The sequence below is a fragment of the Endozoicomonas sp. G2_2 genome (assembly GCF_017744135.1).
In the GTDB taxonomy this organism is placed as follows: Bacteria; Pseudomonadota; Gammaproteobacteria; order Nevskiales; family Salinisphaeraceae; genus Salinisphaera.
The window spans coordinates 94436-108568 of the sequence record NZ_JAGHQU010000003.1 but is presented as its reverse complement, the minus strand read 5'-3'; the positions used below and the strand labels follow the sequence as shown (position 1 = coordinate 108568).

The 14133-nt window shown below is 66.1% G+C and carries 12 protein-coding genes; 5 read left to right on the top strand and 7 right to left on the bottom strand.

Annotated elements, in window-relative coordinates:
- Positions 1-22: 22 nt before the first annotated feature.
- From J7355_RS04545 to J7355_RS04515, 7 genes are all read right to left on the bottom strand, one after another.
- Positions 23-1846, bottom strand: coding sequence for a long-chain-acyl-CoA synthetase (locus J7355_RS04545; protein ID WP_209060330.1), 1824 nt, complete (start codon positions 1844-1846; stop codon positions 23-25).
- Positions 1847-1935: 89 nt separating this feature from the next.
- Positions 1936-2688 (bottom strand): hypothetical protein, encoded by a 753-nt coding sequence (locus J7355_RS04540; RefSeq protein ID WP_209060328.1) that lies wholly within the window; start codon positions 2686-2688, stop codon positions 1936-1938.
- A 90-nt stretch (positions 2689-2778) separates the two neighbouring features.
- Positions 2779-4068, bottom strand: a complete 1290-nt coding sequence (locus J7355_RS04535; RefSeq protein ID WP_348522997.1) for a DUF445 family protein — start codon at positions 4066-4068, stop codon at positions 2779-2781.
- A 152-nt stretch (positions 4069-4220) separates the two neighbouring features.
- Positions 4221-5648: a TolC family outer membrane protein gene (locus J7355_RS04530; protein ID WP_209060327.1), complete on the bottom strand. Its 1428-nt coding sequence runs from the start codon at positions 5646-5648 to the stop codon at positions 4221-4223.
- Complete coding sequence (locus tag J7355_RS04525) at positions 5645-8770, bottom strand: efflux RND transporter permease subunit (RefSeq protein ID WP_209060326.1); 3126 nt, start codon at positions 8768-8770, stop codon at positions 5645-5647. Before J7355_RS04525 ends, J7355_RS04530 begins: the two co-directional genes overlap by 4 nt.
- Positions 8771-8783: 13 nt before the next feature.
- Complete coding sequence (locus tag J7355_RS04520) at positions 8784-9965, bottom strand: efflux RND transporter periplasmic adaptor subunit (RefSeq protein ID WP_209060324.1); 1182 nt, start codon at positions 9963-9965, stop codon at positions 8784-8786.
- The gene (locus J7355_RS04515; protein ID WP_209060323.1) at positions 9958-10431 is read right to left on the bottom strand and encodes a MarR family transcriptional regulator; all 474 of its coding nucleotides are present in this window, start codon (positions 10429-10431) and stop codon (positions 9958-9960) included. The genes J7355_RS04520 and J7355_RS04515 overlap by 8 nt, the downstream gene beginning before the upstream one ends.
- A gap of 212 nt (positions 10432-10643) precedes the next feature.
- On the opposite strand from J7355_RS04515, the gene J7355_RS04510 reads away from it, so the two are divergent.
- From J7355_RS04510 to J7355_RS04490, 5 genes are all read left to right on the top strand, one after another.
- Entirely contained in the window at positions 10644-11318 is a 675-nt protein-coding gene (locus J7355_RS04510; RefSeq protein WP_209060321.1) for an HAD-IA family hydrolase, read from the top strand.
- 99 nt (positions 11319-11417) lie between these two features.
- On the top strand, positions 11418-11948 hold the full coding sequence (locus tag J7355_RS04505) for an arsenate reductase ArsC (protein WP_209060319.1): 531 nt from the start codon (positions 11418-11420) through the stop codon (positions 11946-11948).
- Positions 11945-12325 carry a metalloregulator ArsR/SmtB family transcription factor gene (locus tag J7355_RS04500; RefSeq protein ID WP_209060317.1) on the top strand — a complete coding sequence of 127 codons (381 nt, stop codon included), beginning with the start codon at positions 11945-11947 and terminating at the stop codon, positions 12323-12325. Before J7355_RS04505 ends, J7355_RS04500 begins: the two co-directional genes overlap by 4 nt.
- A gap of 31 nt (positions 12326-12356) precedes the next feature.
- Positions 12357-12782 (top strand): arsenate reductase ArsC, encoded by a 426-nt coding sequence (locus J7355_RS04495; protein WP_209060315.1) that lies wholly within the window; start codon positions 12357-12359, stop codon positions 12780-12782.
- 56 nt (positions 12783-12838) lie between these two features.
- Positions 12839-14131: an arsenic transporter gene (locus tag J7355_RS04490; protein ID WP_209060313.1), complete on the top strand. Its 1293-nt coding sequence runs from the start codon at positions 12839-12841 to the stop codon at positions 14129-14131.
- The last annotated feature ends 2 nt before the right edge of the window (positions 14132-14133 follow it).

Genomic DNA, 14133 nt, shown 5'->3' with positions numbered 1-14133 from the left:
CGGGCCGGCCGGGCCTGTTCTTCTAGAGCGAAATATCGCCGTCTGCGAGGGCGGCGCGGGTATCGTCGTCGATCGGCTCGTAGCGCTCGCCGCGGGCGGCAAGCATGAACACCGGCTCGTCGCCTTCCGGCGAATAGCCCTGTTTCTTCAGATCGACCTTGCGATACTTCATCGTGCCGGTGATTTCCTGCTCCGGGCGCAGCCGGATGAACACGGGCACGGCATAGGCCGGCAGTTCATTGCGCAGATGCGCCACCAGCGCGCCCCAATCGATATCGGCGAGCTTGTTGACCGGCGTGATCGCGGCCATGCCGGCGCGTCCATCGGCGTGCGGCACCTCCACACCGTAGACCACGGACTCCTCGATCTCGGGAAAGGCGTTCAGCGCATTCTCGACCTGGGTCGTGGCCACGTTCTCGCCCTTCCAGCGGAAGGTGTCGCCCAGCCGGTCGACAAAGGCGATATGACGCATCCCCTGGCGACGCACCAGATCACCGGTGTTGAAGTAGCAGTCGTCGGCCTTGAACACGCCGCGAAACAGTTTCCTCTCGCTCGCCTCGGGGTCGGTATAGCCCTCGAACGGGGCGAAATCGGTGACCTTGTTCAGAAGCAGCCCGGTTTCACCCTTGGCGACCTCTTTCATTCGGCCCTTGTCGTCGGTGACCGGTTCCTCGGTCTCCGGATCGTACTCGACCACCGCGAACGGCAACGGACAGAAGCCGGCGGTGCGGTCCATGTTGAAGCCGTTGACGAACACCAGGTTGCCTTCGCTGGCCCCGTAGAACTCGCAGATGCGATCGATGCCGAAGCGGTGCTTGAACTCGTCCCAGATATCCGGACGCAGGCCGTTGCCGATGACCGCGCGGATCGCGTGATTGCGGTCGTTTTCATGCGGCTCGGCCTGCAGCAGGTAGCGGCACAGCTCGCCGATGTAGCAGAACACGGTCGCCTTGTGGTGGCGTACGTCCGGCCAGAAACGGGTGACGCTGAACTTGGGCGCGAGGGCAAAGGTGGCGCCCGCGCACAGCACCGACGACCACGACACGGTCAGCGCGTTGTTGTGATACAGCGGCAACGGGCAATAGAACCGGTCGTTCGGCGTCAGGCGCAGGCCGGCCATGCCCAGCCCGGCACCGCCGCGCAGCCAGCGCACGTGGCTCATGCGCGACGCCTTGGGCATGCCGGTGGTGCCGGACGTGAAGATATAGAAGCAGGTATCGCTACTCGAGACCCGGCGCGCATCGTCGAGGTTGCCGCTGGGCTGGTCCGCGATCTGTTCGAGAAAATGCGCGCAGCCGGCCGGTGCTGCGCCAACCGCGCTATGGCCCACGTACCAGACCGGCGCCAGGTCGGCCAGCGCCGGTTCGTCGCGGATCTCGGCATAGGCGTCGAACAGCTCTTCGCCGACGAGCATCGCCTTGGGCTTGACCGTGCCGAGGCTATGGGCGAGCACGTCACCGCGCTGCTTGGTGTTGCACATGGCCGCGGCCGCGCCGAGCTTGGCCAGTGCCGCGACGATGATCAGTGTCTCGGGCCGGTTGTCCAGCAGCACGCCGACCACGTCGCCGCGCCCGACGCCGCCCGCCTTGAGCGTGCGCGCGTAGCGGTTCGCCTGGGCGTTGAGCTGGGCGTAGGTATAGCGCTGATTCTCGAAAGTGATCGCGTCCTGCTGCGGTCGGCGGCCGGCGTGATCCTCGATCAGCGTGGCGATGGTGAGGTTGTCCTTGAACTTGGACTTGAGCAGGATGCCGCCGCCCATGAGCAGCCGGTCGACCCCGGTCAGCTTGTCGGCGGTAGGCTTGAGAACATCCCAGACACTGAGCGTGTCGCGCTCGTATTCACTCATCGGCCAGTCTCCGTTGGCATTCGCCCTGGATAGCGAAACGATTAATTTTCAAACCGGAGAGCCTAGCAGGCCGTTCGCCCGCTTGGGAGTCAGCGGCCCGGCGTTTCGCCGCCCCCGCCGTGCTCGAGCGCGCCCGATAGTGGCCGGCAGTCCTGCCAGAGGGCCTGTCCGTAATCGCTCATGTGCACGCTAAAACGCTGAAGACGCGGGTAAAGCTTCATTTCATTGCGAACGCGGTCCATCGTCTTGCGCAGCTGGGTATCGGCCATGAGCAGTTCGTACTGATCCGTGAGCCGATCGTCCTCCGGCCCGGCCTCGAACACGCCCAGCGCGAGCAACTCGCTCATGTACTGCGGCACATAGTCACGCAGCAGCACGCCGGCATCGCGCCCCAGCGAGCTCGCATTCGACAGCACGACGACGCTCACCGGCCCGGCCGGCAGACGCCCCGCCGCGACGTGGCACAGCGGCGCGATCTCGCGGTCTGCAAGCAGCGCCATCATCGCCACCTGGTCGGGCACCAGCCGCGACAGCGTCTGGCGATACAGCCGGGTGCGCGCCGCGTCCGGGTCCACACCGCGGGACTGGGCCAGCAGCAGGGCGAGCATGTCGCGCGGCGCCGGCCCCTCGGCCGCGGCTTCGCGCGAACGCGCCGGCTCGTCGCCATCCTCGGCCATCGAATCCAGACGATGCTTGAGCTCGGCCATGGCCCAGGTCTCGGCGTCCTGAAAGCGCCGAACGGCCGACCCGGCCACCGGCCATTCCTCGGCCGCGCGCGCGGCCTGGCGCAGGAACTGGAATGCGCGCGGCGTGCGCACTCTGAGACTCTTCTTCGCGGCCATCGATCATCTCCGAGAAAACGGTCCGGGCGCCGCGCTCGGCGTGGCGCCCTCCAATACGTCTATCGTGCATCAATCCGGCGTGCGTCTGCCTCAGCCGAACCCGGGGATACCGCCAAAGCGGTCGACGAACACGCTCGAGAACAGCACGATCAACTGGAACCAGCCGACGGCGAGCCCGAGCGCCGCGCCCACCGCAATCAGTATCCACTCGTCCTCTTCGAACGCGGGACGCAGCATGCCCTCGAACTGCAACGGGGTGAGATTCTGCAGCCGCGTGATGAGCGTCTCCTGGATCGCCATGGCGTCCTCGGCATAGCCGGTCATGTGCGACAGCGTCTCCGGCATGCGCGCAACCACTTCGCGCACGGCCTCGGCCTTGATGCGTTCGTAGTCGGCGCTGCCGAGCGTCCACGTCACGAACGGCCGCGCGACGCTGGCACTGGAATCGATCGCGCGCTGCACCTCGGTCTGCACCAGGGCGAAAAGCTTCTCGGCATAAGGGCCGGTCAGGATTTCCTCGAGGATGTTCTGCGGCGTGAGGATCTGGGTGGCAACAAGGCTGCCATAGTCGGCCGCGACCTCCTGCTGACGCTTGAAAAACAGCCCCTGGATTTTAAACCGGCCGATGCGTAAAGGCTTCTTGGGATTGAAGATCATCTTCAACGCCAGCCAGTTGGTCGCCCAGCCCACCAGCAGCCCGAACAGCGGCAGCAGCCACCAGGCCTGAAAGAACACCCAGATCAGCATCTGGACAATGCCGAAGGCAAAGCCGAAATAGGCGCCCGAACGGCCGATGAAAATGAACTCGTTGCGGCCCGTCTCGAGAAAAATGCGGTTGAGCAGATTCTTCTCGCGCACCAGCACGCGCGTGATCATGCCCTTGAGATCGAACATGTAGCGCACGTTGGTGCGCACCTCGTTCATCAATTCGCGGATGATGGTCGGCGCCTGGGCACGCACACGGCGCTTGACCTGGCTGCGCACCACCAGCGGCATCGCCTCCCAGAGGGTGGGATGGTGGCGCTTCATGACGGTATCGGTGATCTCGTCGGTGAGCGCGATCATCGGCTCTTCGAGCTCGTCGGCCACCCGCGCGGGATCGAGGCGATTGAATATCTCGGCCTCGGTGATCAGCGATTCGGTGATGGTGTCGACCGAGATACCGGTCATCTTCGACGCCTTGCGCGGCACGATGCCCTGCCAGCCCAGCCAAGGCTTCCACACCCCGATGAACTCGATCGGGTGGAACATCATCTTGATCGCGACGACGTTGGTCACATAACCCACGACGGCACTGATCACCGGCATGGAAATATATTTCCATGTCTCCAGGCTCAGATAGAGAAAGCTGCCGTCCATGCATCGACCGGGATCACGCACGCGCCGCGTCCCGCACTCCTCACGTTTTCGTCGTTGTTATCGCAAAGATTATCGCGCACCGAGCGCTGCGGCGACGCGGCTCTGACATCAAGCGTTGTCAATGATAGCAGCCGACCGGGGCCACCGCGCGACCACCGCACGCCAACCGCCGCTCAGCCGCGCGCGTCGATCTGCGGCGGCGCGCCACGCAGCCGGGCGTTGATGCGGGCGAGTTCGTTGAAGTCGAGCACGCCGGCCGCCCGGCGCAGCCGCAGCCGCGCGAGCGCATGGTCGTACCACGCCTGCTTGCGGTCGGCGCGCCGCTGGACCAGTGTGATCTGGGCCTCGATCACATCGAGAATCGTGCGATTGCCAAGCCGGTAACCCGCCTGCGCCGCTTCGAGCGCCGTTTCGCCGGAGGCAATGGCCCGATCCAGCGCCGCCAGTCGGCGCGCGGTAGTCGCAACGCTGCGATGCGCCTCGTTGATGTCGATGAGCAGCTGGCGCCGCGCGGCAATCAGGTCGAGCCGCGCCTGCTCGGCGTTGTATTCGGCCTCGGAAACGGCGGCACGCGTCGCTCCGCCGGAAAACAGGGGCATCTCCAGCTGCAGGCCGATGGACTGGGTTTCGTTGATGATATTGAGCTGCCCGCTACCCGCGCCGAAAGGCGACAGCTGCTCGCTGCGACCCACGCTGCCCACCAGATTCAGCGTGGGCAGATGGCCGCCCCGCTGGGCCGCGATATCCTCGCGCGCCGCGCGCCAGGCCGCCCGGGAGGCAGCCACCTGCGGCGAACGCTCGAGGGCGACCGCCAGCCAGTCCTCGCGGTTGCGATGGTCCACCTCGGCGGTCTTGTCGAGCATATCCTCGTCGACATCGATCCCGGACAGCGCATCCGGCGCGCGACCGGTCAGCGCGATCAGCGCATCGCGCGATGCCGCGAGCTGGTTCTCTGCGTCGATGGCGTCGACGATCGCGCTGTCGAGGCTCGACTGGGCTTCCTGCTGATCGGTGATCGGATCGAGCCCGGCCTCGAAGGCGGCCTGGGCGCGGTCGAGTTGGCTGTTGATCGAACGCTGCTGTTCGCGCGCGGCGGTCAACGCATCGCGCGCGGCAAGCACGTCGAAGTAGGCCTCGGCCACGCGCACGATCAGCTGCTGTTCGGCCATCGACAGCGACAACGCGGCCTCGTCGCTGCGGGCCGCTGCCGCGTCCTTGTTCTGCCAGGCCGTCCAGTTGAACAGCGGCTGAGTGAGGTCCAGCGAGTAGGACTGCTGATCGGACGTGCTTTCACCACTGTCGCCGCCGAAGAACCCGGCCGCCCCGCCAAAGCCGCCGTCCCCGTCGGTGCTTTGGAAACGCTGGTCCTGGGTGACCTGGGAATAGTTCGCCGTGGCCGACAGCTGCGGCAACAATTGGCCACGGGCCTGGCGATAGCGCGCCGACGCCGCACCGGACTCGGCGCGGGCCGAAAGCAGTTCGGTGTCGTTGCGTAGCGCCTGGTCGTAGGTATCGAGCAGGTTCTGCGCCGCGAATGCACCCGCGCCGGGCCACAGCGCAAGGACCGCGAACGCGGCGACGGTGCGTGTTGCCGCCTTCATGCCTCGCCCCCGCGGCGGCGCTGCCAGGCATCGCCCATGCGCGCGCCGAGTATCAGCAGGCAGGGCGTGAGCACCAGTGTAAGCAGCGTCGAGAACAGCAGCCCGCCGACGATCGCCGTGGCCAGCTGGGTCCACCACTGTGTCGACGGCGCGCCGAAGGTGATCGCGCGGCCGATGATGTCCACGTTCATCTGCAGCACCATGGGCAACAGCCCCAGAATGGTTGTCACGGTGGTGAGTATGACCGGACGCAGGCGCTCGGCGCCGGTCTGGATCACCGCGTCCCAGGCGGCCAGCCCCGCGGCACGGTTCACGTTGTAGGTATCGATGAGCACGATGTTGTTGTTGACCACGATACCGGCGAGCGCGATCACCCCGATACCGCTCATCACCACGCCGAACGGCTGCCCGGCAATGAGCAGACCCAGCAGCACGCCGACGGTCGAGAACACCACGGCGGAGAGAATCAGAAACGACTGATAGAAGCTGTTGAACTGGGTCAAAAGGATCACACCGATGAGCGCGACCGCCACGCCGAAGGCCTTGGAGAGAAACGCCTCGGCGTCGCGCAGGTCTTCGTCCTCGCCCTTGAAGGCGATATCCACGCGGGCATCGAGATCCGCCTCGTCGACATGGGCCGAGATCCAGTCACGCAGCGCGGCCAGCTGATCGGCGACCAGCTTGCCCTCGGCGACACCGGAATCCACCGTAACCGTGCGCTGGCTGCCGGTGCGCTCGATGTTCTCCACCTTCGGCGCAGGCACGCGCGAGACGAAATTGGATACCGGCACCTGGCCGTCGGGCGTCTGCAGGCGCAGGTTGTCCAGCGCGTCGAGATTGCGGGCATCTTCTGGAAAACGCACGCGGATATCCATCTCCTCGGTGGCGTCGTCCGGGCGGTATTCACCCACCTTGATGCCCTGGGTGACCAGCTGAATAGCCTGACCGATCGAGGCCATGTTCGCGCCGTAACGGCTCGCCTCGGCGCGGTCGACGTCGATACGCCACTCCAGGCCCTGGGTGGCGCGAGTGTCCTGGATATCGGTGAAGCCGCCCACCGCTTCCATGCCCCGGCGCACGAACGTCGCGGCCTTGTCGAGGGCGTCCATGCCCGGCCCGGAAATCTGCAGCTCGACCGGCTTGTCCTGGGTCGGGCCCTGCGCCTGTTCGCGGACCTCGGTGCGAATGCCGGGAATATCGGCAATGCGCTCGCGCACGTCGGCCATGATCTCGTCCGCGGGCCGGCGCACGCCCCAGGGCTTGAACTCGAGCTGAATCTGGCCGATCACGTCATCGGCCGTGCCCTGGCGAAAGGCCTCCTGGCCGGCGCCGGTTCGCGTGTAGACGGATTCGAAGCCATGCATGGCGAGCACGCGATCCTCTACCTGGCGCACGAGCCGGTCGGACTCGGCCACCGACTGCTGGCCGCGCGCGTGAATCTGGATCACCGCGTTGTCGGGCGATATGTCGGGAAAGAACTCCACGCCCTTGCCGAACTGGCCATAGGCGAAGATGGCGACGAAAAACAATACCACCGCGCCGATCACGGTCTTGCCGGCATGGCGGGCGAAAAACGTCAGGGCCGCGACATAGCGCCCCGTGAACCCGCGCAGCGGTTGCCCGGGCTGCCAGACCGCTTCGGCACCGCCCGGCGCCGTACCGCCGATGGTCGCGCCCAGCGTGGGCACGAAGATCAGCGCCATGAACAGCGACGCAGTCAGCACCGCGATCAGGGTGATGGGCATGTAGCGCATGAACTCGCCGACCACGCCGGGCCAGAACAGCAGCGGCGCGAACGCGGCCAGCGTGGTCGCGGTGGAGGAGATGATCGGCCAGGCCATGCGTTGGGCGGCATGCATATAGGCCAAGGTGCGGGTTTCGCCCTCGGCGAGAAAACGATCCGCCAGCTCCACCACCACGATCGCGCCGTCGACGAGCAGCCCGAGTGCCAGGATCAGCGCGAACAGCACGACGATGTTCACCGACAGCCCCATCGCCGCCAGCACCAGAATGCCGAGCAGAAAGGATCCCGGTATCGACACGCCGACCAGGGTGCCGGCTCTGAGTCCGAGAATACCCACGATCACGATCATCACCAGCAGGATGCCGCTGACCACGTTGTTCTGCAGATCACCCAGCAGGCGTGTGACATCCTCGGACTCGTCCTGCGAGAAATTCACCCGGATCGCGTCCGGCCAGGCCTGCTGCATGCGCGCCACCGCATCGCGCACCGCCTGATTGGTGTCGATGATGTTGGCGCCGATACGCTTGGTGACTTCCAGCGCCAGCGTGGGCTGGCCGTTGAGACGCGCGAAGCTCTCGCGGTCGGCGAAGGCACGGCGCACGGTGGCCACGTCGGCCACGGTCACGACCTGGTCGTCCGCCTGCTTGATCGCGGTATTGCGCAGCGCGTCGAGATTGTCGATCACGCCCGGCACCTTGATCGAAAAGCGCCCGGCGCCGGTGTCCAGCGCGCCCGCGGGCACCAACTGGTTATTCTGCTGGACCGAATTGAACACCTCTTCCAGCGACAGCCCGTAGGACTCCAGCTTGAGCGGATCGATATTGATCTCGATCTGCTCGTCGCGATCGCCGGCGACATCGGCCTCGAGCACGCCGGGAATCGACTCCAGCTCGTCCTTCACGTCCTCGGCGAGCGCGACCAGCACCCGTTCGGAGACGTCGCCATAGAGATTCACCACCAGCACCGGAAACAGGGCGACGTTGACCTCGTTGACGGTGGGTTCGTCGGTCTCGTCGGGCAGATCGGCCTTGGCGATATCGACCTGGTTGCGCACGTCGTCCATCGCCGCGTCGGGGTCGAACCCGGCCTCGAACTCGAGAATCACGCTGGCATGGCCTTCCGACGCCGTGGCACTCATCTCCTTCAGGCCTTCGATGGAGCGCAGCTCCTGCTCCATCGGCTTGACCAGCAGCCGCTCGGCGTCCTCGGGCGAAATGCCCTGGTGCGTCATCGAGACATAGATGGTCGGAATCGTGATGTCGGGCGAGGATTCCTTGGGGATATCGCGATACGACAATGCGCCGGCAAACAGAATCACGATCAAACCGAGCACGATGGTGCGCGGCCGCGAGAACGCGGCGGCGATCAGACCATTCATGAGAACGGCGCGCTCATGCCGCGTCGTCGGGGCTTTCGGCGTCGCCGGCCTGGGGTGCCGGCCGTGCGTCGTCGGCGGTGGGCGCCGGCTTTTGCGCGCCCCCGCCGGCCGCCTCGTCGTCATCGCCAACGATGGTGACCTCGTCGCCGGCACGCACAAACCCCTGGCCGGTGGTGATCAGGCGCACGGTGTCCGGCAGCCCGTCGAGCCAGAGTCGCTCGTCGCTGCTCTTGGCGATGTCGGCGCGATGGAATGCCACACGGCCGTCGTCGCCCACGGTCTTGATGCCCATGTCGCCGCCTTCGTCGAGAGTGAGCAGGTCGGCCGCCACTTCATGCGCCTGGACCTGCTCCAGCGGCAGGATCAGCTTGGCCGAGGCGCCCGAGACCAGCCGACCCTGCGGGTTGTCGACCTCCAGCTCGACCGGATAGGTGCGCGTCGCCTCGTTCGCTTCGGTGGCGACATAGCGCACCCTGCCCTCGACCGTACGCCCGTCGATCAGGCGCGTATGCCCGGGCTGGCCCGGCTCGACGAAGGCAACGTCCTTTTCGGCGAGATCGCCGCGGACCACGAACGGGTCCTGCTGGATCACGCGCGCGATCTCGTCGCCCACGCCGACATAGTCGCCGACTTCCACCGGCCGGGTTTCCAGCACGCCCGCAAACGGCGCACGAATCACGGTGTTGTCGATATCCTGCTGAATCTCGGCGAGCTGGGCCTGGGCGGCCTCCAGGTCGGATTTCGCCTGGGCCAGATCGGTACGGGTCTGATAGCCCTTTTCCGACATCTTGCGCACGGCTTCGTACTGCAGCCGGCGCTGCTCGACCACGGCGCGCGCCTCGTTGCGCGACGCGCTTCGATCGTCGAGTGCGATACGCGCGAGCACATCGCCCTCGGCCACACGGCTGCCGCGCTCGGCCTCGACGGCGCGGATACGACCGGCCGTCTGGGCACGCAGGGTCACCGCCCGATCCGGCGCGGTACGCCCGTTGAGCTCGACTTCGCGCCAGACCGGCGCGGCCATGGAGGTGCGCACGGCCACGCTTACCGGCTTCGCCGTCTGTTCGGCCGGCGCGCTCTCTGCCGCCGCGTCATCGGCCGGGCTGCCGAGCATGCCCGAGGCCAGCCAGGCGGCGAGTACGATCACGATCGCGAGCACGATCCAAATCGGGCGGATCGCGGGCATTCTAGGCATCGTTGTTCTTCCCGCGGGCCGCCAGGCGCTCGATCAGGTCACGGGTGTGATCGCGCGCGATGTCGATGAAATCGTGCATGTCCTCGAGGCGTTCACGGGCACCGTCCATGCCGGCCGGCAGCTCCCGCTCGGCCTGGGCCAGCGAGTCGCTCATGGTGCCCATGCGCTCGACGTGGCCTTCCAGCAGACGCACATAGTGGCGTTCGGCGAGCCGATAATAATCCTGGCGATCGCCCGGCACGGTCGTGGCTTCGAGAATGCCGAGATCGCGCAGAAAACGCGCGTTGGTGCTTACGCTTGCGCGCGACACCTGCAGAGATTCGGCCAGCGCCGCCAGGCTCGTGGGCCCGCCGTGAATGATGAAGTAGCCGATCATCCGACCAGCAATCCGCGGCAGACCATCGTTCTGCGCGGACAGACCCATGCGTTCGATGAACGCGGTAACGGCGTCGTGGGAATCGCTCATGGGCGGGCAGCGTAGGCCCAAATCGTCATTCAATCAATACTGAACGTAACGAAAGATGCGACTCAGAGAGCGCACTCTCTCAGCGGTCGGTCATGTCGCCCGTCGGGGTCGAACTACGCCCACGGTTTAGCTGCGCGTATCCGTCCCCATCGTTCGGGCTTGATCGCCGCACCCGACCGACCGCGGCGCCCTGTACTTGCAAGAGAAAACGGATGACCGACACTACCGATTCCGCGGACACGCCCATCGCGGCGGTGATCTTCGACTGCGACGGCACGCTGGTGGACAGCGAACTGCTCAACGCCCGCGGCGTGGCCGAGCTGTTCGCCGCGGACCACGGCCTCGACCTCGATGCCGTTGCGATCGAGCGCGAGTTCCGCGGCGGCCAGTTCGAGGCCATGATCGACACCCTGGCTGCGCGCCACGGGGTGACCGTCGCCGGCGATTTCACCCAGCGCTATCGCGAGCATATGTATGGCCTGTTCGCCCGCGCGCTCGAACCCATGCCCGGCGTGCGCGAGGCCATCGAGGCCATCGACCTGCCCAAATGCGTGGCTTCCAGCGGCCCGGAGAAGAAACTCGCGGTCGCGCTCGAAACCACCGACCTCGCCCGCTATTTTGGCGAGTTCGTGTTCAGCGCCTACACCATTGGCGTCTGGAAACCCGAGCCGGACTTGTTCCTGACCGCGGCCGCCGCACTCGGCGTCGCCCCGGCCCACTGTGCCGTGATCGAGGACAGCGACGCGGGCGTGGAGGCCGCGCGGCGCGCCGGCATGCGCGTATTCGGCTACGACCCGCACGGCGCGATCGGCAACCATCCCGACGCCGCGTTGACGCGTTTTTCCGATTTTCACGACCTGCCCGATCTGCTGAATCAAAAGCGCTAGGCGCCGGCAGGCTGCACAGCGGCCCGGCAAACCAGGCAGCGCTTGCAATATACGCTTTCACGTATATTCTATATTTCGAATATACGGAGGATCGTATTTATGCGCGACGCCGAGCGAACCTACAACGTCCTGTTCCTGTGCACCCACAACAGCGCACGGAGCATCTTTGGCGAGGCGCTGCTCAACAGCCTCTCGCATACCAACCTGCGCGGTTTCAGTGCCGGCAGCGAACCGGGGGCACGCATTCATCCGCTCGCCGCCGATCTGCTGCGTTCCATGCAGATCCCCACCGACGATCTGCACCCGAAGGACTGGCGCGCGTTCGAGCACGCCGACGCGCCGACGATGGATTTCGTGTTCAGCGTCTGCGACAAGACGCGCGATCAGACCTGCCCCGCCTGGCCCGGCCACCCGGTCACGGCGCACTGGGGCATCGACGATCCATCGCGGGTCGAAGGCGACGATGCGACCCGCCAGCAGGCGTTTCGCAAGGCCTTCTACGCGATGCGCAGCCGCATCCAGTTGTTCGCCAATCTGCCGATCGCTTCGCTCGATCGGCTCAGCCTGCAGTCGGAGGTGGACTCGATCGGCCGACTGGACGCAACCGAAGACAGGGAGACCACGGCATGAATGCCGCAACCGCGGATGCGACTACCGCGGCCGTGCCGGAAGCGATCTTCCAGGCGCTGGCCGACAGCACCCGTCTGCGCTGTCTGGCGCTGATCGTGAACCACGGCGAGCTGTGCGTCTGCGAACTGGTGCATGCACTGGAACTCTCGCAACCCAAGATCTCGCGCCATCTCAAGCTGCTACGCGAGGCCGGCCTGGTCGCCGACCGGCGTGAACGCATCTGGGTGCACTACCGCCTGTCGGACACGCTGCCGTTATGGGCGCGGCGCACGCTGGGCGATGTCGTCGCCGCACACGCGCACGATGCCCCGTTTGCCGGCGACGCCCGCCGCCTGGCGCATATGCCCGACCGCCCGGAAGGCCGCTGCGACAGCTGACCTGCTTCTCACTGATCTGCAAGGACTCGCGATGAACATCCTGTATCTATGCACCGGCAACAGCTGCCGTTCGCAAATGGCCGAGGGCTGGACCCGTCATCTCGGCGGCGCCGATATCGCCGTGCGTTCGGCCGGTCTGGAGGCCCACGGCCTCAACCCGAATGCGGTCGCAACCATGCAGGAAGCCGGCGTGGATATCACCAGCCAGCATTCCGCGATCCTCGCCGACGCAGATCTCGATTGGGCCGACCTGGTGATCACGGTCTGCGGCCATGCCGACGAGCATTGCCCGTTGTTGCCGCCCGACACGAACAAGCAGCACTGGCCGATCGACGACCCGGCGGGTGCAACCGGTAGCGACGCCGAGGTTGCGGCCATATTCGCCGCCACCCGCGACCTTGTCCGCGATCACGTCAGCACCCTGCTTGCCGACCATTCTCGGACAGCCGCGCAGTAAGCAGATAGCCCCTCGCTGGGCCGCCTGGCGGCCCTGTATTTTTTCCAGGATCGTTCATGACCGTCATCGCCATTCTGATCTTCGTTGCCACGCTCACGCTGGTGATCTGGCAGCCGCGTGGGCTGGGTATCGGCTGGAGCGCGAGCGCCGGCGCACTCGTCGCCCTGGCCACCGGCGTGGTGGGCTTCGGCGACGTGGCCACGGTGTGGAGCATCGTCTGGAACGCGACCTTCACCTTCGTCGCGATCATTCTGATCAGCCTGACGCTAGACGAGGCCGGTTTCTTCGAATGGGCCGCGCTGCACGTGGCCCGCTACGGCGGCGGGCGCGGGCCGCGCCTTCTCGTGCTGGTGATGCTGCTGGGGGCGCTGGTCTCGGCAGTGTTCGCCAACGACGGTGCTGCGCTCATTCTCACCCCGATCGTGTTCGAGATGCTGCTCGCACTGGGGTTTTCTGCCGGTGCGACGCTGGCCTTCGTGATGGCGGCGGGCTTCATTGCCGATACCGCCAGCCTGCCGCTGGTGATCTCGAATCTGGTGAATATCGTCTCGGCGGATTTCTTCGAACTCGGCTTCGGCAGCTATGCGGCGGTGATGGGGCCGGTCTATATCGTTTCGGTGCTGGCCTCGATCGGGGTGGTGTATCTGTATTTCCGTCGCGATATCCCGGCCACCTTCGACCCGACGCCGCTGCGTGAACCCGAGACCGCGATCCGGGACCGCGCCGTGTTCGTGGCCGGCTGGTGGGTGCTCGGGCTGTTGCTGGTCGGCCTGTTCGCGGCAGAGATGATCGGAGTGCCCGTGAGCGTGGTGGCCGGCATCGGCGCCGCGGTGCTGCTCGCCATCGCCCATCGCGGCCACGTGGTGGACAACGCCAAGGTCGTTCGCGGCGCGCCCTGGGATATCGTGGTCTTTTCGCTGGGCATGTATCTGGTGGTCTACGGCCTGCAGAACGTGGGCCTGACCGCGCAGCTCGCCGGCATGCTGGATGCACTGTCCACACAGTCGCTCTGGGTGGCGACCGTGGGGACCGGCTTTCTCGCCGCATTCCTGTCGTCGATCATGAACAACATGCCGACCGTGCTGGTCGTGGCCCTGTCGATCGACGCCAGCCAGGTCTCCGGGCTGGTACAGGACGCCATGATCTACGCCAACGTGGTGGGCTCCGATCTCGGCCCTAAGATCACGCCGATCGGCAGCCTTGCGACCCTGCTCTGGCTGCATGTGCTCGCCCGCAAGGGCCTGACCATCGGCTGGGGCCAGTATTTTCGTATCGGCATCGTGCTGACCGTGCCGGTGCTGCTGATCACCCTCACCGCATTGGCCGGCTGGCTGGCGGTGCTGCACTGATT

Coding starts and splice junctions, on each gene's coding strand:
- J7355_RS04505 (WP_209060319.1), top strand. CDS start 11,418: ATGCGCGACGCCGAGCGAACCTACAACGTCCTGTTCCTGTGCACCCAC.
- J7355_RS04515 (WP_209060323.1), bottom strand. CDS start 10,431: ATGAGCGATTCCCACGACGCCGTTACCGCGTTCATCGAACGCATGGGT.
- J7355_RS04510 (WP_209060321.1), top strand. CDS start 10,644: ATGACCGACACTACCGATTCCGCGGACACGCCCATCGCGGCGGTGATC.
- J7355_RS04490 (WP_209060313.1), top strand. CDS start 12,839: ATGACCGTCATCGCCATTCTGATCTTCGTTGCCACGCTCACGCTGGTG.
- J7355_RS04530 (WP_209060327.1), bottom strand. CDS start 5,648: ATGAAGGCGGCAACACGCACCGTCGCCGCGTTCGCGGTCCTTGCGCTG.
- J7355_RS04500 (WP_209060317.1), top strand. CDS start 11,945: ATGAATGCCGCAACCGCGGATGCGACTACCGCGGCCGTGCCGGAAGCG.
- J7355_RS04520 (WP_209060324.1), bottom strand. CDS start 9,965: ATGCCTAGAATGCCCGCGATCCGCCCGATTTGGATCGTGCTCGCGATC.
- J7355_RS04525 (WP_209060326.1), bottom strand. CDS start 8,770: ATGAATGGTCTGATCGCCGCCGCGTTCTCGCGGCCGCGCACCATCGTG.
- J7355_RS04545 (WP_209060330.1), bottom strand. CDS start 1,846: ATGAGTGAATACGAGCGCGACACGCTCAGTGTCTGGGATGTTCTCAAG.
- J7355_RS04540 (WP_209060328.1), bottom strand. CDS start 2,688: ATGGCCGCGAAGAAGAGTCTCAGAGTGCGCACGCCGCGCGCATTCCAG.
- J7355_RS04495 (WP_209060315.1), top strand. CDS start 12,357: ATGAACATCCTGTATCTATGCACCGGCAACAGCTGCCGTTCGCAAATG.